Source organism: Streptomyces coerulescens, from assembly GCF_042657965.1.
GTDB classification, from domain to species: Bacteria; Actinomycetota; Actinomycetes; order Streptomycetales; family Streptomycetaceae; genus Streptomyces; species Streptomyces coerulescens.
Map to the genome: position 1 here is coordinate 197,122 of NZ_JBHSKM010000012.1, position 20,427 is coordinate 217,548.

Here is a 20,427-nt window from a genome sequence, read left to right on the forward strand (position 1 = left end):
TCTGTTTCCCTGCCTCAGAGCGCGTCGGGCCCGCGCTCGCCGGTCCGTACCCGTACGGCCGTCTCGACCGGCAGGGACCAGACCTTGCCGTCACCGATCTTGCCGGTGCGGGCGGCCTTGACGATGACGTCGATCAGCTGCTCGGCGTCGTCGTCCTCGGCCAGGACCTCGATGCGGATCTTCGGGACCAGGTCGACGGTGTACTCGGCACCGCGGTAGACCTCGGTGTGGCCCCGCTGACGACCGTAACCGCTGGCCTCGGTGACGGTCAGACCGTGGACTCCGAAGGCCTGGAGGGCTTCCTTGATCTCGTCGAGCCGGTGGGGCTTGACGACGGCGGTGATGAGCTTCATGCGTCCACCTTCTTGCTCGCGGCTGCCGCGACGGGGGCCGGGGCGGCGGCGGTACGGGCGGCGCCGCCGCCGGCGCCGCTGAAGTCGTATGCGGTCTCGGCGTGCTCGGCCTGGTCGATGCCGGCGACCTCGTCGTCCTCGGAGACCCGCATGCCGATGGTCTTGTCGAGGATGAAGGCGAGGATCGCGGAGACGATCAGCGAGTAGGCCAGGACCGCGAAGACACCGGCGCACTGCTTCCAGAACTGGGTCAGGCCGCCGCCGTAGAAGAGGCCCTCGACCTCGGACTGGCCCTTGCCGCTGGCGAAGAAGCCGATCAGCAGGGAGCCGACGACACCGCCGACCAGGTGGACGCCGACGACGTCGAGCGAGTCGTCGTAGCCGAGCTTGTACTTCAGGCCCACGGCCATGGCGCACAGCAGACCGGCGATGGCGCCGACCGCGATGGCACCGAGCGGGGAGACCGCGCCGCCGGACGGGGTGATGGCGACCAGACCGGCGACCGCGCCGGAGGCGGCGCCCAGCGTGGTGAACGCGCCGTGGCGGATCTTCTCGTAGATGAGCCAGGCCAGCATGGCGGCGGCGGTGGCGACCTGCGTGTTGACGAACATCAGCGCGCCGACGCCGTCGTCGTTGCCGAGCCACGAGCCGGCGTTGAAGCCGAACCAGCCGAACCACAGGAGCCCGGCGCCGAGCATGACCAGCGGGAGGCTGTGCGGGCGCATCGGGTCCTTCTTGAAGCCGACGCGCTTGCCGATGACGAGGATCACACCGAGAGCCGCGGCACCGGCGTTGATGTGGACCGCCGTACCACCGGCGAAGTCGATCACACCGAGCTCGAAGGCCCAGCCGCCGGCGCCCCACACCCAGTGCGCGACCGGGAAGTAGACGACCGTGGCCCACAGCGCGATGAACAGCGCCCACGCCGTGAACTTCACCCGGTCGGCGAGCGCACCGCTGATCAGGGCCGGCGTGATGATCGCGAACATCAGCTGGAAGACCATGAAGACGAAGATCGGGATGGTGTAGCCGTCCCACAGCTCCGTCAGGCCGATGTTGCTGAGGCCCACCCAGTCGGAGTTCCAGCCGATGAGGCTGCCGGAGTCGGTGCCGAACGCCATGGAGAAGCCGTAGAGCACCCACAGGATGGTGACTATCCCCAGGCTGATGAAGCTCATCATCAGCATGTTCAGGGTGCTCTTGACGCGGACCATGCCTCCGTAGAAGAAGGCCAGGCCCGGGGTCATGAGCATCACCAGGGCGGAACAGATGAGCATGAAGCCTGTGTTGGCGGACGACAGCGTGGGTGCGTCCGCCGCAAGCGTGATGGCGGCTGATGCCATCGGCGTCTCCTCGTCATTGGTACGGCCCCGTGCGGGCGAAGCCTGAGCGGATTGAGGGGTGGGCCGGTTATGCGCCAAGAGATTGGCGCAGCGCCGTTTCGGTGGAAGCCCCTCGTTGTTTCGCCGCCGTGACGAAGGCGCCCTGCGTGTTACGCCTCGATGAACTGCCGGATGTTCGGCCGCCTGATCGTTATCGTGGCGCAACCTTCATTGAAGGGAAGAAGCCGGCCGCGGTCGGCCTTCCGATGACCTGGCATGGGGGAGCCGAGTCGGGCAGTTCGGGAGGGCCGGCCGCGGCCGGGGTTCTGGGGTTCCAGGGGATCGCCCCTGGGGGTCAGACCGCCTCGGCGGTCTCCGGGAGCTCGACGGCGAGCTTGTCGGTGAGGTCCACGACCTCGGCGAGATCCCCGAAATCGCGTACGGCCGTGTCGACCGTCTTTCGAATACGAGTGTTGACGCGTTCGGAGCGCACCTTCTTGGCGATCGCCATGGCCCGCTCGGCGTGGACCGCGCTCTGCTCCGGCTCTTGCCGCAGCAGATGGACCGTGGCCAGACCGATGAGGTTCAGCGCATACGACCGCTGGTGCTCGCCGTCCTTCGCGAACAGGTCCACGGCCTGCTGCATCAGCGGCTCGGCCAGCGAGGCGTACGTCGGGCTGCGCCCCGCGACATAGGCGAGGTCGCGGAAGGAGTGGGAGTTCTCGCCGTACAGCTCGGCCTCGGAGAAGAAGCGGATCCAGTCGGGGTCCGGCTCGTCCCACTCGTCGGACTCGGCGAAGGTGTCCTCGGCCATCCGCACGGCCCGCTTGCACTTGCCGGGCTGGCCCATGTTGGCGTACGCGCGGGCCTCCATCGCATACAGCATCGACTGGGTGCGCGGGCTCGCGCAGTCCCGGCTGCCGTACTGCGCGAGGTGGATCAGCTCCAGGGCGTCGTCGGGCCGGCCGAGGTGGATCATCTGGCGGCTCATGCTGGACAGGACGTACGAGCCGAGCGGCCGGTCGCCGGCCTCCTTGGCGGCGTGCAGCGCGAGGACGAAGTACTTCTGCGCGGTGGGCTGGAGTCCGACGTCGTACGACATCCAGCCGGCCAGCTCGGCCAGCTCGGCGGCGACCTTGAACAGCTTGCGGGTGGTGGACTCCGGCTGTGGTTCCTGGAGGAGGTCGGTCACCTCGTGCAGCTGGCCGACGACCGCCTTGCGGCGCAGGCCGCCGCCGCACTGGGCGTCCCACTGCCGGAACATCACGGTGGTGGACTCCAGCAGGTCCAGCTCGGGCTTGGAGAGCCGGCCACGCGCGCGTGAGGACGGGACGGCGCGGGGCTCGTGGTACGGGGCGGGCGGCGCGGGGACCAGCCAGCGCTGCATCGGCTCGATGAGCGCCGGGCCCGCGGAGAGGGCGAGCGAGCTTCCGAGGAAGCCGCGCCGCGCCAGCATCAGGTCGCTGCGAGAGAACTCGCTGAGCAGGGCCACCGTCTGCGGACCCGTCCAGGGCAGGTCGACACCGGACACGGAGGGTGACTGACGGGGGGCGCGCAGACCGAGGTCCTCGACGGAGACGACACAGCCGAAGCGCTCGGAGAACAGCTCGGACAGGATCCTGGGGATCGGCTCGCGGGGGTTCTCACCGTCCAGCCAGCGGCGTACGCGGGAGGTGTCGGTGGAGATGTGGTTGGCACCCAACTGGCGGGCCCGGCGGTTCACTTGGCGGGCGAGTTCGCCCTTCGACCAGCCGCTGCGCACGAACCAGGACATGAGGAGCTCGTTCGGGCGCTTGTCAGCGTGCGATGTGCCACTGGCACTCGTACCGCCTTCGCTGTTGCCGCTCACTGGAACGCCCCCATCCCTTGGACCACTTGTCACCGAGTGCGCCAAGCCCTATCAGAATGCCGGTAAATACGGTCGCCCGTCCGGCAGTTCTCACCCTTCGAACGGAAAGCCGACTTGCCTGCGGCATACCCACGAGCGCATGTGCCCCGAAGCTCCGTGCACTCACGGTAATCCTACGATCACGGCTCCAGCCATGGCGATCCCTGAATCGCCACCATTCGCCACCCCTTCGAATGAACTAACGGTCGCCTCCACGCGATTCACTTGACATAGGACGGCCGGAAGTGGGCGGAGCGAAGCACTCAGGGGCGCGTGTCGCCCGGCCCACCACCCGGGGCACTCCGAAGCGCCGCGTGGACCGAGCGGCGCAAAACGGGTACCCGACCGTCGAGGAACACACAGAGTCACGTTCCGCATTCGCGTCGTAACCACCGGCGCGCTGGACCGTTGGAGGGGGCATGGGCTTCACGATCGGCGGCATCCGGGAGATGCGATCCGGCTCGCGGCGACGCGGCCGCGCCTCGGAGTGCACCGCCGTCGCCGAGTTCACCGGACTGTGGGGCTGGGACACGGTGCCCGGCGCGCGCGCCGCCGCGGGCGCCTGCTCGTGCGGCCGGTCCGACTGCGGCGCGCCCGGCGCACACCCCCTGGAGTTCGCGCCCCAGGTGCCGGCCGGCGCCACGCTCGACGAGGTCTCCAAGGCGTGGTCGGAGTTCCCGGGCGCCGCGGTCATGCTGCCGGTCGGGCGGGCGTTCGACGTCATCGAGGTGGCCGAGTCCGCCGGACGCCGCGCGCTGACCCGGCTCGAACGCATGGGCCTGCCCCTCGGCCCGGTCACCGCCACCCCCGACGGCCGCGCGCACTTCTTCGTCGCCCCCGGTGCCGACGCCGAGCTCCCGGAGATCCTCTACCGCATGGGCTGGGACGACCCGACCCACCTCGATCTGCGCGGCCTCGGCCCCGGTGAGCACATCACGGCCCCGCCGTCCGACCGGGGCGGACTGGGCCCGGTGCGCTGGCTGAGGCCGCCGGCCCTGGACACGGCGACAAAGCCACCGGCGGCCCGGCTGCTGCTGGGCACGCTGGCCTACGTGGCACACCGGTCGCGCGCCTAGACGTACATAGCGAAGCGCCCGTCCCCCAACTGCACCTTGGGGGGCGGGCGCTTCTTCGTGGCAGGTCGCCTTGGGCGGATGGTCACTCGCCGATAAGGGCGTCAACGAACGCCTCCGGCTCGAACGGCGCCAGATCGTCGGCGCCCTCTCCCAGCCCGATCAGCTTCACGGGCACACCCAGCTCGCGCTGCACCGCGACGACGATGCCGCCCTTGGCGGTGCCGTCCAGCTTGGTCAGCACGATGCCGGTGATGTCGACGACCTCGGCGAAGACCCGGGCCTGCACGAGACCGTTCTGGCCGGTGGTGGCGTCCAGGACGAGCAGCACCTCGTCCAGCGGCGCGTGCTTTTCCACGACCCGCTTGACCTTCCCGAGCTCGTCCATGAGGCCGGTCTTGGTGTGCAGGCGCCCGGCGGTGTCGATCAACACCACGTCGGAGCCCATCTCCTTGCCCTCCTTCACCGCGTCGAACGCGACGGAGGCGGGGTCGCCGCCCTCCGGACCGCGCACGGTGTGGGCGCCGACCCGCTCGCCCCAGGTCTGGAGCTGGTCGGCGGCGGCGGCGCGGAAGGTGTCGGCGGCGCCCAGGACGACGCTGCGGCCGTCGGCCACGAGGACGCGGGCGAGCTTGCCGGTGGTGGTGGTCTTGCCGGTGCCGTTGACGCCGACGACCATCACGATGCCGGGCTTGCTGGCCTCGGGCTCGGTCTTGACCACACGGTCCATGTCGGTGCCGACCAGCTTCAGGAGCTCCTCGCGCAGCAGGCCGCGCAGCTCCACGGGGGTGCGGGTGCCGAGGACCTTCACGCGCTCGCGCAGACCCTCGACCAGTTCCTGGGTGGGGGCCACGCCGACGTCGGCGGTGAGCAGCGTGTCCTCGATCTCCTCCCAGGTCTCCTCGTCGAGGTGCTCGCGCGACAGAAGCGTGAGCAGCCCCTTGCCGAGGGCGGTCTGCGAGCGGGAGAGCCGGGCGCGCAGCCGGACCAGGCGGCCGGCGGTGGGCTCCGGCACCTCGATCTCGGTCGGCGGGAGCTCTTCGACGACGGGCGGTTCCTCGACGGCGACCCCGGTAGAGCCGTCGGGAAGGTCCACCTCCTCTATGGTCCGGCGCTCTTCGTCGCGCGGTGTCTCGGCCTCGTCGCCGACGTGCGGCTCGGCCGGTGGGGCGGTGATGTCGGGCGCGGCGGGCGGCGGCGGGGGCAGCTGCTTCTTACGGCGTGTGCCGACGATGAGCCCGCCGAGCGCGCCGAGCACGACCACGGCGATGACTACAGCAAGGATGACGATGTCCATAACCCGTCCAGTATCGGCCATGGAGTGGGGCGACACCCCTCTGGATGTCTGACACACCGTCAGCTAACGTCCGCCTTCATACCCGCCCGGTGAAGGGGGACCCCCATGCCCGTCTCGGTCGTACGTTTCAACCTCGTCGAGCCCGACGCGACCCCCGCCTCGCTCGCCGCCCGCTACCGGGCGGCCCTGGAGATGGCCGCGTACGCCGACGAGCACGGCATCAGCACAGTGCAGACGGAGGAGCACCACGGCGCGGCCAACAACTGGCTTCCCTCCCCCTTCGCCTTCGCGGCAGCGGTCTTCGGGGCGACGAAGCGCCTCGCGGTCACCGTCTCGGCGATCATCGGCCCGCTGCACGACCCGCTGCGGCTCGCCGAGGAGATCGCGGTCCTGGACCTGCTCAGCGGCGGCCGGCTGGTCACGGTCGCCGGGATCGGGTACCGGCCCGAGGAGTACGCCCTGTTCGACGTCGCGTGGAAGCGGCGCGGCCGGCTCCAGGACGAGCTGCTGGAGACGCTGCTGAAGGCGTGGACCGGCGAGCCCTTCGAGTACCGGGGCCGTACGGTACGGATCACCCCGCGCCCGTTCACCGACCCGCACCCGCTGCTGCTGGTCGGCGGCTCCTCGAAGGCCGCCGCCCGCCGGGCCGCCCGCCTCGGTCTGCCGTTCTTCCCCAGCGCGCATCTGCCGGAGCTGGAGGCGTACTACAAGGAGCGGCTGGTGGAGTACGGCACCGAGGGCTGGACGATGATGCCGGCCGCCGAGACGCCGCTGCTGCACATCGCCGAGGACCCGGACCGGACCTGGGCCGAGCACGGCCGGCACTTCCTGCACGAGGCCCGCACCTACGCCTCCTGGCAGTCCGGCGAGATCCGCTCGGCGGTGAAGTCGGCGGCCACGACGGTGGAGGAACTGCGGGCCGAGGGCGTGTACCGGATCGTGACGCCAGAGGAGTGCGCGGCGCTGGGCTTCGACAACTACGTACTGCACCCGTTGTCGGGCGGGATGCCCGTGGAGGAGGGGTGGCGCAGTCTCAGGCTGTTCTGCGAGCGGGTGCTGCCCGCGCTGGATGCCTGACCCGCCGTACACGGCACCGCCGCCCCGGCTCGGGCAGTGGCCGAGCCGGGGCGGCGGCGGGGATACGGGGAGAGGGGCAGCGGGGACTTGGCCCTTCCCCCCGGGTTTCGGGGGCCGGTCAGCCCATTTCCTCCAGCTTCTTGCCCTTGGTCTCGGGCACGAACTTGAGGATGAACGGGATGGAGAGGAAGGCGAACACCGCGTACATGACGTAGGTGAGCGACAGGTTCCAGTCCGACAGGTCCGGGAAGGTGATCGTGATCAGCCAGTTGGCGATCCACTGGGCCGAGGCGGCCACGCCCAGGGCGGCGGCGCGGATCTTGTTCGGGAAGACCTCGCCGAGCATGACCCAGACGACCACGCCCCAGGACAGGGCGAAGAACAGGACGAAGGCGTTGGCGGCGATCAGCGCCACGTAGCCCTGCGCGGTCGGCAGCGGGTCGTTGCCGCTCTGGAAGGAGAAGGCCCAGGCGGCCGCCGCGAGCGAGATGCCCATGCCGACGGAGCCGATGAGGGCGAGCGGCTTGCGGCCGATCCGGTCGACGAAGATCATCGCGATCACGGTGCCGATGATGTTGATGATCGAGGTCTCGAACGAGTAGAAGAACGAGCTCGACGGGTCGACGCCGACGGACTGCCACAGCAGGTTCGAGTAGTAGAAGATGACGTTGATGCCGACCAGTTGCTGGAAGACGGAGAGGCCGATACCGATCCACACGATCGGCAGCAGGCCGAACTTCCCGCCCAGCAGGTCCTTGAACGTCGACTTGTGGTCGCTGCGCATGGCCTGGTCGATCTCCGCGACCCGGGCGTCGAGGTCGATGTCGCCCTCGACGTCCGCGAGGACCTTCTTGGCGTCGGCGGTGCGTCCGACGCTGATCAGGTAGCGCGGGGACTCGGGGATCGCGAAGGACAGCAGGCCGTAGATCACGGCGGGTACGAGCATCACGCCGAGCATCCACTGCCAGGCTTCAAGGCCCGCGATGGTGCCGCGTTCCTCGCCGTCGGCCATGTTGAGCAGGGCCCAGTTGACCAGCTGCGAGATGGCGATGCCGATGACGATGGCGGCCTGCTGGAAGGAGGCGAGCCGGCCTCGGTAGGCGGGCGGGGCGACCTCGGCGATGTAGGCCGGGCCGATGACCGAGGCCATACCGATGGCTATACCGCCGAGCACACGCCAGGCGGCGAGGTCCCACGCGGCGAACGGCAGACCGGAACCTACGGCACTCACGGCGAACAGCACCGCCGCGATCTGCATGACGCGGATCCGGCCGATGCGGTCGGCTATGCGGCCGGCGATCGCGGCGCCGAGGGCGCTGCCGAGCAGGGCGCTGGCGGCGACGGTGCCGGTGACACCCGAGCTGAGGTCGAACCGGTCCTGGATGCCGCCGTTGGCTCCGTTGATGACGGAGCTGTCGTAACCGAACAGGAAGCCGCCCATGGCGGCCGCCGCGGTGATGAAGATGACGTGCCCGAGATGTTCGGGGTGGGCCGCCTTGGCTCCTGGTGTGGACGCCTGCGCTGTGCTGGTCACGTGTACTCCTCGGGCACCGGCAACGCTGCCGGGTGAAGGCAAAAGCAACTTCGCTGACCCTATGTCTTCAGATTCCGAAGTCAAGGGGTCGAAGATGTGACATGAAAGGGCCCAAGTGAAGGGAATGTGTTCAACTCTTGAATGAAAGCGTAGAGGGCGACGTCAGTGCAGCTTCTGGCTGACGTCAGCGCAGCTTCTGGCTGATGACCTTCGAGACGCCGTCGCCCTGCATGGAGACGCCGTACAGCGCGTCGGCGACCTCCATCGTGCGCTTCTGGTGCGTGATCACGATCAGCTGGGAGGCTTCCTGCAGCTCCTGCATGATCCGGATCAGCCGCTGGAGGTTGGTGTCGTCGAGGGCGGCCTCGACCTCGTCCATGACGTAGAACGGGCTCGGCCGGGCCTTGAAGATCGACACCAGCATGGCCACGGCGGTGAGTGAACGCTCACCACCCGAGAGCAGCGACAGCCGCTTGACCTTCTTGCCCGGCGGGCGCGCCTCGACGTCCACCCCCGTGGTGAGCATGTTGTCGGGGTCGGTCAGGATCAACCGCCCCTCACCGCCCGGGAACAGCCGGCTGAAGACGCCCTCGAACTCCCGGGCCGTGTCCCAGTACGCCTCGGTGAAGACCTGCTCGACGCGTTCGTCGACCTCCTTGACGACCTGGAGCAGATCGGCGCGGGTCTTCTTCAGGTCCTCCAGCTGCTCGCTGAGGAACTTGTGCCGTTCCTCCAGCGCCGCGAACTCCTCCAGGGCCAGCGGGTTGACCTTGCCGAGCTGCTGGTAGGCCCGCTCGGCGGCCTTGAGCCGCTTCTCCTGCTCGGCCCGCACGAACGGCTTGGGCTGGTTGCGCGGGTGCTCGGGGTCATCGGGCAGCTGCTCGCCCTCGGCGGCCAGGGACGGCGGCACGAGCTGGTGAGGGCCGTACTCGGAGACGAGCCCGGCGGGTTCCACGCCCAGCTCCTCCAGCGCCTTGGTCTCCAGCTGCTCGATCCGCATGCGCTTCTCGGCGCCGAGGACCTCTCCTCGGTGCACGGAGTCGGTCAGCTTGTCGAGTTCGGCCTTGAGGTCGCGGCCGGTGTTCCGGGCGGCCGTCAGCTCCTGTTCCCGCAGGGCCTTGGCGGCCTCGGCCGCGCCGCGCTCCTCCTCCGCGCGGGCCAGGGAGACCTCGACGTGCGCCAGCAGCTGCCGGGTGCCGGAGGCGACCGCCTCCGCGACGGCCGCCTCATGACGCAGCCGTGCCCGCCGCTGCTCGGCACGCGCGCGTGCGTCCCGCTCCGCCCGGGCGGCGCGGTCGAGGGAGTCGGCGCGGCCGGCGAGTCCCTTGACGCGTTCCTCGTGCGTACGGACCTGGAGGCGGGCCTCCATCTCGGTCTGACGGGCGTTGGCACCGTCGGCCGCGAGACGATCCCGTACGGATGTGTCGGGCTCTTCCTCGACCGGCATCTCCTCGGCGACGGCGAGCCGTTCGGCCAGCTCCTCGACCTCCATCAGGGCCTTGTCGAGGGCTTCCTGCGCCCGCGCGGCCGCGGCGACGGACCGCTCGGCCTCTCCCGCGGCACCGCGCGCCTGCCCGGCGAGCCGGCCGAGCTGCTGCGCCACGGACGACTTCTCCCGGTCGGCCGCCCTGCGCCGCTCCCCCAGCTCCTCGACGAACGCCGCACATTCCTTGCGCCGCTCGGTGGCCCCGTGCTGCGCCTCGGTGAGTTCCTCGCAGCGCACGGCCAGCTCTTCGAGTTCGGCGGCGGCCTCGTCCACGGAGGCCTGCACTTCGAGGAGGCTGGGTGCGCCCGCGGAGCCGCCGTGGGCGAAGTGGGCGCCGAGGAGGTCGCCTTCGGCGGTCACGGCGGTGAGGTGGGGGTGGGCGTAGACGAGCTCTTCGGCGTCTTCGAGGGTGCCTACGACGACGATGCCGTGGAGGAGGCGTCGGATCGCGGGCATGAGGTCGGCGGGAGCGCGGACCAGGTCTGCGGCGGGGCGCCCACCGGGGCGTGCCGTGTCGGGCAAGTGGGCGGCTGACGGCTCGCCGTGGCTGGTCGCGTAGTTGGCCGCGCCCCTTTGGGGCGCGTCTTCGGCGCCCCCTGCCAAGAGCAGTGCCGCCCGGCCGGCGTCCTGCTTACGGAGCAGGCGGATCGCGTCTGCCGCCGCGGACGGTGACGTCACCGCGATCGCGTCCGCCGCCGCTCCGAAGGCCGCCGCCAGTGGGACCTCGTACCCCGGCTGCACGGTGAGCAGTTCCGCCGCCGGGCCCAGCAGTCCGCTGATACGATCTTTCGCCCCCAGTAGCGCCCCGGTCCCGTCCTTCCGACGCAGCCCCAAGGCCAGCGCCTCATGCCTGGCCTGGATCGCCGCGCGCTTGCGTTCCGCCGCCGTGGCCGCCTCGCGGGCGGCGGAGAGGGCGGCCTCCGCCTCGGCCAGCTGCACCTTCGCCGCCTCGTGCTGCTCCGCCAGCTCCGCGTCGCCGGCGTCCAGTCCGTCGACCTCGGCCTTGAGCGCCTCGTACTCCTCCTGAGCGGCGACGGCACGCTCCTGGGCCTCGTCCCGGGCGGCGGCCAGCCGGTCGACCTCGGACTGGGCGGCGGCGGCACGCGAACGGGCCGCGTTGACCTGGCCGTTCAGCCGGGCCAGGCCCTCGCGGCGGTCGGCGATGGCGCGGGCGACGTCCTTCAGCCGGCGTTCTTCCAGGCCGAGCTCACGCTCCAGTTCGGCGCGGTGGGCGACCGTGTCCTCCAGCGCCCGCTCGGCCGCTTCCAGGGCCGCCTCCAGCTCGGCCTCCTGCTCGCGGATGCGGGCGGCCTCACGCTCCATGTCCTCGGGGTCGCGGCCCCGGCGCTCCTCCGGCGGCGCGGACGTGGCGCTCTTCACGCGCGCGTCGGCCAGCGAGATCGTGCCGCGCACCCGCTCGGCGAGCTGGGACAGCTCGTACCAGGTCTGCTGGGCCCGCTGGAGGCGCGGGGTGAGCCGGCGGACCTCGTCCTCCAGCTGGGCCTCGCGCTGCAGCGCCTTCCTCAGCTCCTGCTCGGCGGCCTCCTTGCGCTCCTTGAGCGCGGCCTCGTCGGCGACCTCGGTCCGCAGCGCCTCCCGCAGTCGTACGAGATCGTCGGCGAGCAGGCGCAGACGGGCGTCGCGCAGGTCGGCCTGGATGACGGCGGCCCGGCGGGCGACCGCGGCCTGGCGGCCGAGAGGCTTGAGCTGCCTCCTGAGTTCGTCCGTGAGGTCCTGCACGCGCGCGAGGTTGGCCTGCATCGCGTCCAGCTTGCGCAGCGCCTTTTCCTTGCGCTTGCGGTGCTTGAGGACGCCGGCCGCCTCTTCGATGAAGGCGCGGCGGCCCATGGGGTCCGCGTGCAGGACGGAGTCGAGCTGGCCCTGTCCGACGATGACGTGCATCTCGCGGCCGATGCCGGAGTCGGAGAGCAGTTCCTGGATGTCGAGGAGCCGGCAGGTGTCACCGTTGATCTGGTACTCGCTGCCGCCGTTGCGGAACATGATCCGCGTGATGGTGACCTCGGAGTACTCGATGGGCAGTGCCCCGTCGGAGTTGTCGATGGTCAGCGACACCTCGGCGCGGCCCAGCGGCGGGCGGCCGGTGGTGCCGGCGAAGATGACGTCCTCCATCTTGCCGCCGCGCAGCGACTTGGCGCCCTGCTCGCCCATGACCCAGCTGAGCGCGTCCACGACATTGGACTTGCCCGAGCCGTTCGGACCGACGACGCACGTGATACCCGGCTCGAACCGGAGCGTGGTCGCCGATGCGAACGACTTGAACCCTCGGAGGGTCAGGGCCTTGAGGTGCACGCCGGTGGACTCTACCTTCCGGGGAAGTCTCGCTCCATGAACGCACGGTTTCACCGGTGAACGTGCAGGGCACACCAGACGTTAAAGAGGGTGAAAGGATGCGCGGGGAAAGAAAGAAGGGACGCCGAAGCGTCCCTTGCAACTTCTCGCGGCTGGCAGACCCAGCCGTTTGACAACTTAGCGGTTGATACGGGCCGCCCAACCACTGCTGTTGCTGTTGTGGAGCGATGCAGTGATCAGGTGAGCGCAGGCTCCGCCTGGTGTGCGTCGATGCTCTCCATGATCCTGTCGTGAGAAGCGGCAGCCGTCAGCGCGTCGTTCTCGGCCTGGATCCGTCCGAGCTCGGATTCGAGATCCTGGACACGCTGCTGGAGCCGTCGCATCTCGGCGAGGAGTCGAGGGTCGGAGCCGCCGACGTAACCGAGAAGCGCCTTTGCCATGATGGATGGTCCTCCACACTGAGTGACCGACCGATGCGGTGTGGGTCGTGAGGGAATCGCACCCGCGGTTGCTTGGCAGGCCTGGAGTTGTGCTGCCGTTCAGCCACGCCAAACAGCTAGGGTGCGCGGGGCTTTCAGCGTCTCACCAAAAAGTTTGACGGTCAACACGATCACGCCCCGTTGGCGGGCAAACCCGGGTGCACACGGCCACAAACGGCTACGCGGCGACTCCTGCGGGCCCCACGGGGCGTGGCGATCATCCTTAAGGGCGGAGCCTGCCACCACGAGCCGTTCTTGGCAACCACCTGCCCATTTCTGCTCGGGGCAGTTGCCGGTGGCAGGTCCCTCCGCTTACGCCTGGGGGGCTTTACAGAAACGACTCAACGGATGGCGAAGCCGTCGTAACCCCCGCGAGGTGTGTCCCAGATCTCGGTGACACCTTCCACCCGCCCGGGCGTGTCGCTGCCCTGAAGCCAGTCCAGCAGTCCCTCACAACCGCCCCGGGGGCCCTCCGCGACCACCTGGACCCGGCCGTCGTCCAAATTGAGAGCAAAACCACTCAGGCCGCCGATCTCCAGGGCCTTGGCCCGCGTGAACCAGCGAAAACCCACACCTTGGACGCGTCCACGCACCCAGGCGACCAACCGCACATCCTCGCTCATGACTGCAACCTAACGGGCCAATGTCTCTCGGGGCACTCCTTCCTCTGGCGCCATGCGGTACCGTCCCCACCCAATGAATCTCATATGAAACTCACTCGATCGTGTGAGTTCTGTGAGGACGTTGAGACCGCAGGGACGAGGAAGGCCAGGACATGGGACGCCACCGACGCTCCGCCGCCGGACGCGCCGCCACGGGCCGCGCCACGGGGGTCACACATACAGACGGCTCCTACACGGAGGGCCACGACCCGCTGGACTCGTACACCGGCGGCCGGCCGGTGAGGGGCATCGCGCCGTATCTGCACCAGGAGGAGCAGGAGGCGTACGCCGAGGCCTCCGCGAGAAGCGACGCGTACCTCTTCGCCACGGAGGAGGACTACGCGCGGTTCAACGACACCACCGCCTTCCCGGTCGACGAGACCGGCGCATTCCGGAGCGAGGGCTTCACGCCCGACTCCGGCGCCCGGCGTCCCGGGGGCTCGCACCGCCGCCGCAAGAAGAAGGCCGCCGCACCGGTGAAGACCGGGCTGCTCGGCGTCTCCGCGGCGGTCGCCATCGGCACGGTCGCGGTGGCCACGGGCGTGGTGCCCGGCATCGACAACTACCAGCTCGGCGGCGGCAGCGGCACGGACCGTACGCAGGCGGCCGGCTCCCCGACCAACTCCCCGGCCGAACAGGGCGGCACCTCGGGCAGCGCGGACCGGGACGACAGCGGCGGTACGACGAGCCGCGACATCCGGCGGCCCACCTCGCCGGCTCCGTCGACCACGTCGGCCGCGCCGACGAAGACCCCGTCGAAGAAGCCGTCGGCCACGCCCAGCAAGAAGCCGGACCAGACGCCTTCGCGCAAGGCCACGAAGGCGCCCGAGAAGCCGGCGAACAAGCCGCCGAAGTCCGACGAGAAGACGAACACCCCCGTGACCGTGTCCGCCGAGGCCGCCGCCGCGGCCGAGGTGCTCAGGCTCGTGAACGAGGAGCGCGCGCAGGCGGGATGCAGTCCTGTCGCGGCCAACAGCGCGCTCTCCGGTCTCGCCCAGGACTTCAGCGAGGCCATGGCCGATCTGGGCTTCTTCGACCACACCGACCCGAACGGGGCCTCCCCGTGGGACCGGGCCGCGAAGGCCGGCATAACCGACCTCGGCGGCGAGAACATAGCCCGCGGCCAGGCCGACGCGGCCGCGGTGATGGAGGCCTGGATGAACAGTCCGGGCCACAAGGCCAACATCCTGAACTGCGACTTCAAGACGCTCGGCGTCGGCGTGCACATCGGCGCCGGCGGCCCTTGGTGGACGCAGGACTTCGGCTACTGAGACAACCGCAGGTCAGAGAGCCAGGACAGCGGACGGGATGCGGGCCGGGGAGGTTGGTGGGCTGAGGTGTGTCACCGACCGCCGTCTGTTCCGACCTGGAACCTCGTCAGCGCAAAGATGATCAAGAGGTCAAGCGTCATGATGGGGATGGCCCACAGCGGGTAGTACGGAACGAACATGAACTGGGTGATCAGGCTGATCCCTGCCGCCGCCACACCGGCTCCGCGCCCCCAGCTCTTGTTTGTCACGACCCCCAGGCCGGCGATGACGAGCGCCAGGCCGACCACGATGTGAATCCAGCCCCAAGCGGCGAGGTCGAACCGGTAGGCGTACTGGGACGCCGCGAACAGGTTGTCGTCGGCGATACCCGAGGCCCCCATGAGAATGCTGAGCGGCCCGCTGAGCATCATCACGGCTCCGGCGAAGAGGGACGCGCCGCTGAGCCTTTCGCTGCCGCCTGACCCTCCGTGTCCTCTCTGTGCCTCGTTCGGCATCACTGCCATGGCCGCCACCTTCCTGTACGGCGCGGTCACCGACGCGCAACGCCCATGCCACGCCGACCACGCTCCACTGTCAGGATCACCGCGATCCTCCGGCACCGCGAGTGCAACCATCACGAGGGACTGTGGCGGGTCAGGCCTCCGGCCCTGCGCTTCTTCGGCCACTGGGCGCCCGCGCACGGGCGCCCGTGCGGCCGGTCGCCTACGCGGCGACCGCGGCGCGGCCCAGGGCGAACGTCCTCGCTGTCTCGGTCACCCGGCGGCCCAGGTGCTCCGCCGTCGCCACGTCGGCCTTGTGGACGGCCTCCGGGCCCTGGTCGGCGTTGGTCTGGGCGGCGGCGCCGGCGAAGAAGCCGAGGCGGTTGATGTCGTTCTCGGAGGCGGCGCTGTTGTTCCAGCCCGGGAGCAGACCGAGGTTGACCCAGTGCATGCCGAGCTGGCCGGCCAGGATCTGGAAGAACTGCAGGGTGTGCAGCTTGTCGCCGCTCTTGGACGCGGAGTTGGTGAAGCCGGCGGCCAGCTTGTCCGTCCAGGCACGCTCGGCCCAGCGCTTCGAGGTGGCCTCGGCGAAGACGTGGAAGGCGCCGGACGCGGTGCCCATGTAGGTCGGGGAGCCGAACACGATGGCGTCCGAGGCGTCGAGGATCGCCCACTGCTCCTCGGTGATCTCGTCCACCTTGATCAGATGGACCTCGGCACCGGCCTCGACGGCACCGGTGCGGACGGCCTCGGCGATGACGGCGGTGTGGCCGAATCCGGAGTGGTAGGCGATGGAGACGACGGGGGTGGTCACGTAGGTACTCCTGAAATAGGCAGCTCACTGGCGATGACCAAAGGAAAGCACTAACTTCTAGTTAGTGCAACCTGCCAGTTAGCGCTGCGTTCGAGTACGCTTCAGTCATGGACACCACGCAGGAGCTCATGGAGGCGCAGGACCTCCCGTACAACGTGTTCGCCAAGGCCTGTCCCTCGCGCGTCACGCTGGAGCACGTCACGGGCCGCTGGGGCGGTCTGACCATGAGCGCCCTGTACGAGGGTTCGCTGCGCTTCAACGAGCTGCGCCGCCGGGTCGACGGCGTCAGCGAGAAGATGCTGTCCCAGACGCTGCACGCCCTGGAGCGGGACGGCCTGGTGCGCCGCGACGCCCAGCCGACGAATCCGCCGAGGGTCGACTACGAGCTGACGCCCCTCGGACGGGGGGTCGCCGAGCGGCTGCTGAGCCTCATCCACTTCGTGGAGGGGCGGATGGACGACGTGCTCGAAGCACGCCGGAACTACGACGAGACGCGCGGCGCCCTCTGACACCTCGGGCAGAAGTAGCTGGACCTGTTCATCCAGGGCCGCCGGCGCATCGGCGTACCGCACCGCTTGCAGGGCAGCCCCTCACGGCCGTACGCGTCGAGTGAGCGGTCGAAATAGCCCGACTCGCCGTTGACGTTGACGTACAGGCTGTCGAAGCTGGTGCCGCCCACCGCGAGGGCCGCGTTCATCACGTCCCGTACATGGCCCAGGAGTTCCTGGGAGCGGGGGCGGGTGAGGGTGGCGGTGGGGCGCTCGTAGTGCAGACGGGTGCGCCAAAGGGCCTCGTCCGCGTAGATGTTGCCGACGCCGCTGATCAACGACTGGTCGAGCAGGGCCCGTTTGATGGTGGTGCGCTTGCGGCGCAGCGCCTGGTGGAAGGCCTCGTCGTCGAAGAGCGGGTCGAGCGGATCGCGGGCGATGTGCGCGATGACGTCGGGCAGCCCGTCGGGGGTGTTGTCGTGCAACGACAGTCCGCCGAAGGTCCGTTGGTCCACGAACCGCAGCTCGGTGTCGAGCGCGTCCGCGAACCGCACCCGGATCCTGAGGTGCTTCTCGTCCGGCGCGGTGTGCGGCTGGACCAGCAGCTGACCGCTCATGCCGAGGTGCGCCAGGACCGACTGGGCGGTGTCCTCCAGGGGCAGCCACAGGTACTTGCCGCGGCGGCTGGGTACGCCGACGCGGTGGCCCTTGAGCCGGTGCGCGAAGTCGTCCGCGCCCGCGATGTGCCGCCGTACGGCCCGCGGGTGCAGCACCTCGGCGTCGGCGACGGTGCGATGGGCGACCCAGCGCTCCAGGCCGCGCCGGACCACCTCGACCTCGGGCAACTCGGGCATGGGATCCCCCGTACACACCGTGCGGACATGGGCCGAGCGCCCGCCCCATGGCGGGACGGGCGCTCGGATCGCGCTGTTCGGTCAGGCGGAGGCCGACGACGCGTCCGCGTCGGGCTCGGCGGCGTTCTCGGCCGCCTTCTTGGCGCGCTCGTCCGCGGCGGCCTTGATGGACCGCCACGCGGATTCAGCGGCCTGCTGCTCCGCCTCCTTCTTGCTGCGGCCGGTGCCGGTGCCGTACGAGACGCCTCCGACGCGGGCGGCAGCAGTGAAGGTCTTCTCGTGGTCGGGGCCGGTCTCCGTGACCAGGTACTCGGGCACGCCGAGTCCTTCGGTCGCGGTGAGCTCCTGGAGACTGGTCTTCCAGTCCAGGCCGGCTCCGAGGTTCGAGGACTTCTCGATCAGGGGGTCGAACAGGCGGTGCACCAGCTCCGCCGCCGAGTCCAGGCCCTGGTCGAGATAGACCGCGCCGATCACCGCTTCCAGGGTGTCGGCGAGGATGGACGCCTTGTCCCGGCCGCCCGTGCCCTCTTCACCACGGCCGAGCCGGATGAAGGAGCCCAGGTCGAGCCCACGGCCGACCTCCGCCAGCGCACGCGAATTGACCACCGCGGCCCGCAGCTTGGCCAGCTGGCCCTCGGGCAGGTCGGGGTGGGTTCGGTACAGCGTGTCCGTGACCACGAGACCCAGGACGGAGTCCCCGAGGAACTCCAGCCGCTCGTTGGTCGGCAGACCGCCGTTCTCGTACGCGTAGGAACGGTGGGTCAGCGCACGCACCAGAAGGGCGGACTCGAGCTTGTACCCGAGCCGCCCTTCCAACAGCGTGTGGGACGAGGCCTGGTTGTCCGCTGCGTTCTTCTTCGGCGTGGACACAGTGCCTCTCACCAGCCGCTCAGACCTCGAGGACCTGGCGCTTGTTGTAGGTGCCGCAAGACGGGCACGCGATGTGCTGCTGCTTGGGCTCGTGGCAGCGCTCGCACGCAACCAGAGTGGGGACCGCAGCCTTCCACTGCGACCGGCGGTGGCGCGTGTTGCTGCGCGACATCTTCCGCTTCGGAACAGCCACGGCTACTTCTCCTGCTTCTCGTCGACGCCCGCTTCCGCTTCGGCGCCGCTCATCTCGTCCTTCTCGCCGTCTCCGAGTGAACCGGCGAGTCCCTTCAAAGCCGCCCAACGAATGTCGACGGCGTCATGGTGGTGGTCCGGGTCGTCCGCCAGCCGGGCTCCGCACTCGGAGCACAGGCCGGGGCAGTCTTCCTGGCACACCGGCTGCATCGGCAGTGCGAGCACCACCGCATCGCGCAGCACGGGTTCGAGGTCGAACAGGCCGTCCTCGAGAAAGAGCCTGTCCTCGTCGTCCTCGGCGTCGTCGCCGGGTTCCGCGTGGACGCGGCCCCGGTCGTCGGCGTCAGGGTACGAGAACATCTCCTGGAAGTCCGCTTCGACGTCGAGCTGAAGCGGCTCCAGACACCTTACGCACTCCCCCTCGGCCTGTGCACGGGCGGTGCCTGTGACAAGCACCCCTTCCATGACCGACTCGAGCCGGAGTTCGAGCTCCACCGGGGCGCCTTCCGGCACTCCGACGACTCCCTGGACACCGAAGTCCTTGGGGGCGTCGACCGTACGGGTCAGGCGCTGCAGCGCACCGGGCCGCCGGCCCAGCTCGTGTGTGTCGAACACGAGAGGGTTGCGGTGGTCGAGGCGGGCTGTCACGCCGTTCCTGCTTTCGATCTGCTGAGCTCAGGGGGGCACTGCCCTGCGGTGTTCCCGGGCAGCGTTGATCGCGGACGTACGCGCGACCGAAGAGCCAGGATACTGGACCTTTCGCTCACGGCCCAATCCGGTGGTCCCTTACTGGCCGCGCCCCTGTTCGTACGCCCTCAGCTGCTCCGGTGTGATCATGCTCGTGTCGAAGAGGCTGGTCTCGTCGAGGGCGTACGACTGCTGGGCGGCCTGCTGGGGCTGCTGCTGGTCGTAGGCCGCCTGCTGGGCGTCGTAGCCCTGGAAGGGGGCACCTCCCGCCGGAGCGTAGCCGGAGGTGGGGGAATAGGGGTCGGCCTGCTGGTAGCCGTACGGGTCCTGCTGCTGGGCGTAGGCCTGCTGCTGCGGGTAGCCGCCGTAGGTGTCCGTCTGCTGGATGGGGGCACCTCCCGCCGGAGCGTAGCCGGAGGTGGGGGAGTACGCCGGCTGCACGGGCTGCGGGTCGTACTGCGGCTGCGCCGGTACGGCCGTCGCCGGCTGCTCGGCCGGGGCCGCCGGGACGGCCGGGGCGTCCTGCTCCGCGAGCGCGGCGAGGTCCGCGAGGTAGTCGGCGTCGCTGGAGTGCTGGACGCTGCTCAGATCGTCGGAGAGGGCGCCGAGGTCGTCGGTGGCGATCCGGCCGTGCAGCTTCTGCCGGCCGCGGCCGACGGCCTCCAGGGTCTTGGCGAGGACGGCCTCGAAGGCGCCGAGCTTGGCGTCGACGTACTGGTCGGCCGTGCGGCGCAGGGTCTCCGGGTCGTGGCTGCGCTCGGGGGCGTCCTCGTCCTCGTAGCCCTGCTCGTCGAGGCCGGGACCGGTGCCGAGGAGCTTCTCGCGGCCGCGGCCGACGGAGCCGAGGGTCTTGGTGAGGACGACCTCGAAGTTGGCGAGCTTGGAGTCGACGTAGTCGTCGGCCTCCGCACGGACGTCCTCGGCCTCCTTGCGGGCCTCGGCGAGGATGCGGTCGCCCTCGGCCTGGGAGCGGCGGGCGACCTCGGTGTCGGAGATCAGCGAGCCGCGCTCGGCGTGCGCCTGCCCGATGATGCGCTCGGCCTCCTGGCGGGCCTGCTCGACCATCTGCTCACGGTCGCCGATCAGCTCCTGGGCCTGGGCGAGGGAGCCGGGCAGAGCCGCGCGGACCTCTTCCAGCAGGGAGAGCAGTTCGGCGCGGTTGACCACGCACGAGGCCGACATCGGCATCGACCGGGCACCTGAGACCGCCGCGACGATCTCGTCGAGCTTGTTCTGTACGTCCACCGTGTGCTCGCCACTCTCTACAGCTGTGATGGAGACGGACGGAACG

Annotated in this window: 19 protein-coding genes; 4 read left to right on the forward strand and 15 right to left on the reverse strand. The window is 69.9% G+C overall.

From position 1 onward, the window contains the following. Nucleotides 1-14: 14 nt before the first annotated feature. The 3 genes from ACFPQ9_RS20380 to nsdA all read right to left on the reverse strand — a co-directional run bounded on the left by ACFPQ9_RS20380 (nt 15) and on the right by nsdA (nt 3,524). Nucleotides 15-353 carry a P-II family nitrogen regulator gene (locus tag ACFPQ9_RS20380; protein ID WP_003997576.1) on the reverse strand — a complete coding sequence of 113 codons (339 nt, stop codon included), beginning with the start codon at nt 351-353 and terminating at the stop codon, nt 15-17. Then, complete coding sequence (locus tag ACFPQ9_RS20385; protein ID WP_380854795.1) at nt 350-1,696, reverse strand: ammonium transporter; 1,347 nt, start codon at nt 1,694-1,696, stop codon at nt 350-352. Before ACFPQ9_RS20385 ends, ACFPQ9_RS20380 begins: the two co-directional genes overlap by 4 nt. A gap of 334 nt (nt 1,697-2,030) precedes the next feature. Beyond that, on the reverse strand, nt 2,031-3,524 hold the full coding sequence (gene nsdA, locus ACFPQ9_RS20390; protein WP_380854797.1) for a transcriptional repressor NsdA: 1,494 nt from the start codon (nt 3,522-3,524) through the stop codon (nt 2,031-2,033). Nucleotides 3,525-3,982: 458 nt separating this feature from the next. Here nsdA and ACFPQ9_RS20395 point away from each other — a divergent pair, with 458 nt between their 5' ends. Further along, nucleotides 3,983-4,639 (forward strand): bifunctional DNA primase/polymerase, encoded by a 657-nt coding sequence (locus ACFPQ9_RS20395; protein WP_380854799.1) that lies wholly within the window; start codon nt 3,983-3,985, stop codon nt 4,637-4,639. An 82-nt stretch (nt 4,640-4,721) separates the two neighbouring features. On the opposite strand, the gene ftsY is transcribed toward ACFPQ9_RS20395, so the two are convergent. Then, complete coding sequence (gene ftsY / locus ACFPQ9_RS20400; RefSeq protein WP_380854801.1) at nt 4,722-5,933, reverse strand: signal recognition particle-docking protein FtsY; 1,212 nt, start codon at nt 5,931-5,933, stop codon at nt 4,722-4,724. A 105-nt stretch (nt 5,934-6,038) separates the two neighbouring features. Between ftsY and ACFPQ9_RS20405 the strand changes: the two genes are divergently transcribed. Further along, nucleotides 6,039-7,010 carry an LLM class flavin-dependent oxidoreductase gene (locus tag ACFPQ9_RS20405; RefSeq protein WP_380854803.1) on the forward strand — a complete coding sequence of 324 codons (972 nt, stop codon included), beginning with the start codon at nt 6,039-6,041 and terminating at the stop codon, nt 7,008-7,010. 118 nt (nt 7,011-7,128) lie between these two features. Here the strand turns inward: ACFPQ9_RS20405 and ACFPQ9_RS20410 are convergent, their stop codons facing one another. From ACFPQ9_RS20410 to ACFPQ9_RS20425, 4 genes are all read right to left on the reverse strand, one after another. Continuing rightward, nucleotides 7,129-8,544 carry a sugar porter family MFS transporter gene (locus ACFPQ9_RS20410; RefSeq protein ID WP_380854805.1) on the reverse strand — a complete coding sequence of 472 codons (1,416 nt, stop codon included), beginning with the start codon at nt 8,542-8,544 and terminating at the stop codon, nt 7,129-7,131. A 184-nt stretch (nt 8,545-8,728) separates the two neighbouring features. Then, nucleotides 8,729-12,340 (reverse strand): chromosome segregation protein SMC, encoded by a 3,612-nt coding sequence (smc, locus tag ACFPQ9_RS20415; protein ID WP_380854807.1) that lies wholly within the window; start codon nt 12,338-12,340, stop codon nt 8,729-8,731. Nucleotides 12,341-12,576: 236 nt separating this feature from the next. Continuing rightward, on the reverse strand, nt 12,577-12,780 hold the full coding sequence (locus tag ACFPQ9_RS20420; protein WP_030048901.1) for a hypothetical protein: 204 nt from the start codon (nt 12,778-12,780) through the stop codon (nt 12,577-12,579). Nucleotides 12,781-13,160: 380 nt separating this feature from the next. After that, entirely contained in the window at nt 13,161-13,442 is a 282-nt protein-coding gene (locus ACFPQ9_RS20425) for an acylphosphatase (protein WP_380854809.1), read from the reverse strand. Nucleotides 13,443-13,594: 152 nt separating this feature from the next. Here ACFPQ9_RS20425 and ACFPQ9_RS20430 point away from each other — a divergent pair, with 152 nt between their 5' ends. Beyond that, nucleotides 13,595-14,752, forward strand: coding sequence for a CAP domain-containing protein (locus ACFPQ9_RS20430; protein WP_380854811.1), 1,158 nt, complete (start codon nt 13,595-13,597; stop codon nt 14,750-14,752). A gap of 71 nt (nt 14,753-14,823) precedes the next feature. Here the strand turns inward: ACFPQ9_RS20430 and ACFPQ9_RS20435 are convergent, their stop codons facing one another. Further along, nucleotides 14,824-15,255, reverse strand: a complete 432-nt coding sequence (locus tag ACFPQ9_RS20435) for a DUF7144 family membrane protein (protein ID WP_380854813.1) — start codon at nt 15,253-15,255, stop codon at nt 14,824-14,826. A gap of 199 nt (nt 15,256-15,454) precedes the next feature. Continuing rightward, complete coding sequence (locus tag ACFPQ9_RS20440; RefSeq protein ID WP_380854815.1) at nt 15,455-16,045, reverse strand: flavodoxin family protein; 591 nt, start codon at nt 16,043-16,045, stop codon at nt 15,455-15,457. Nucleotides 16,046-16,152: 107 nt separating this feature from the next. Between ACFPQ9_RS20440 and ACFPQ9_RS20445 the strand changes: the two genes are divergently transcribed. Further along, complete coding sequence (locus ACFPQ9_RS20445; RefSeq protein WP_380854817.1) at nt 16,153-16,554, forward strand: winged helix-turn-helix transcriptional regulator; 402 nt, start codon at nt 16,153-16,155, stop codon at nt 16,552-16,554. Here ACFPQ9_RS20445 and mutM read toward each other — a convergent pair. The 5 genes from mutM to ACFPQ9_RS20470 all read right to left on the reverse strand — a co-directional run bounded on the left by mutM (nt 16,527) and on the right by ACFPQ9_RS20470 (nt 20,381). Further along, nucleotides 16,527-17,387, reverse strand: a complete 861-nt coding sequence (mutM, locus tag ACFPQ9_RS20450) for a bifunctional DNA-formamidopyrimidine glycosylase/DNA-(apurinic or apyrimidinic site) lyase (RefSeq protein WP_380854819.1) — start codon at nt 17,385-17,387, stop codon at nt 16,527-16,529. The two genes, ACFPQ9_RS20445 and mutM, sit on opposite strands and share 28 nt — an antisense overlap. Nucleotides 17,388-17,468: 81 nt before the next feature. Beyond that, complete coding sequence (gene rnc / locus ACFPQ9_RS20455; RefSeq protein WP_380855312.1) at nt 17,469-18,257, reverse strand: ribonuclease III; 789 nt, start codon at nt 18,255-18,257, stop codon at nt 17,469-17,471. Between the two features lie 19 nt (nt 18,258-18,276). Beyond that, nucleotides 18,277-18,450, reverse strand: a complete 174-nt coding sequence (rpmF, locus tag ACFPQ9_RS20460; protein ID WP_003951102.1) for a 50S ribosomal protein L32 — start codon at nt 18,448-18,450, stop codon at nt 18,277-18,279. Between the two features lie 2 nt (nt 18,451-18,452). Continuing rightward, nucleotides 18,453-19,097 (reverse strand): YceD family protein, encoded by a 645-nt coding sequence (locus tag ACFPQ9_RS20465; RefSeq protein WP_380854822.1) that lies wholly within the window; start codon nt 19,095-19,097, stop codon nt 18,453-18,455. A gap of 138 nt (nt 19,098-19,235) precedes the next feature. After that, complete coding sequence (locus ACFPQ9_RS20470; protein WP_380854824.1) at nt 19,236-20,381, reverse strand: cell division initiation protein; 1,146 nt, start codon at nt 20,379-20,381, stop codon at nt 19,236-19,238. Nucleotides 20,382-20,427 lie beyond the last annotated feature (46 nt).

Excerpts from the sequence above, each read along its gene's own strand:
- ACFPQ9_RS20380 (WP_003997576.1), bottom strand. The coding sequence starts at position 353 with ATGAAGCTCATCACCGCCGTCGTCAAGCCCCACCGGCTCGACGAGATC.
- ACFPQ9_RS20385 (WP_380854795.1), bottom strand. The coding sequence starts at position 1,696 with ATGGCATCAGCCGCCATCACGCTTGCGGCGGACGCACCCACGCTGTCG.
- ACFPQ9_RS20395 (WP_380854799.1), top strand. The coding sequence starts at position 3,983 with ATGGGCTTCACGATCGGCGGCATCCGGGAGATGCGATCCGGCTCGCGG.
- ftsY (WP_380854801.1), bottom strand. The coding sequence starts at position 5,933 with ATGGACATCGTCATCCTTGCTGTAGTCATCGCCGTGGTCGTGCTCGGC.
- ACFPQ9_RS20405 (WP_380854803.1), top strand. The coding sequence starts at position 6,039 with ATGCCCGTCTCGGTCGTACGTTTCAACCTCGTCGAGCCCGACGCGACC.
- ACFPQ9_RS20420 (WP_030048901.1), bottom strand. The coding sequence starts at position 12,780 with ATGGCAAAGGCGCTTCTCGGTTACGTCGGCGGCTCCGACCCTCGACTC.
- ACFPQ9_RS20425 (WP_380854809.1), bottom strand. The coding sequence starts at position 13,442 with ATGAGCGAGGATGTGCGGTTGGTCGCCTGGGTGCGTGGACGCGTCCAA.
- ACFPQ9_RS20430 (WP_380854811.1), top strand. The coding sequence starts at position 13,595 with ATGGGACGCCACCGACGCTCCGCCGCCGGACGCGCCGCCACGGGCCGC.
- ACFPQ9_RS20435 (WP_380854813.1), bottom strand. The coding sequence starts at position 15,255 with ATGGCAGTGATGCCGAACGAGGCACAGAGAGGACACGGAGGGTCAGGC.
- ACFPQ9_RS20445 (WP_380854817.1), top strand. The coding sequence starts at position 16,153 with ATGGACACCACGCAGGAGCTCATGGAGGCGCAGGACCTCCCGTACAAC.
- mutM (WP_380854819.1), bottom strand. The coding sequence starts at position 17,387 with ATGCCCGAGTTGCCCGAGGTCGAGGTGGTCCGGCGCGGCCTGGAGCGC.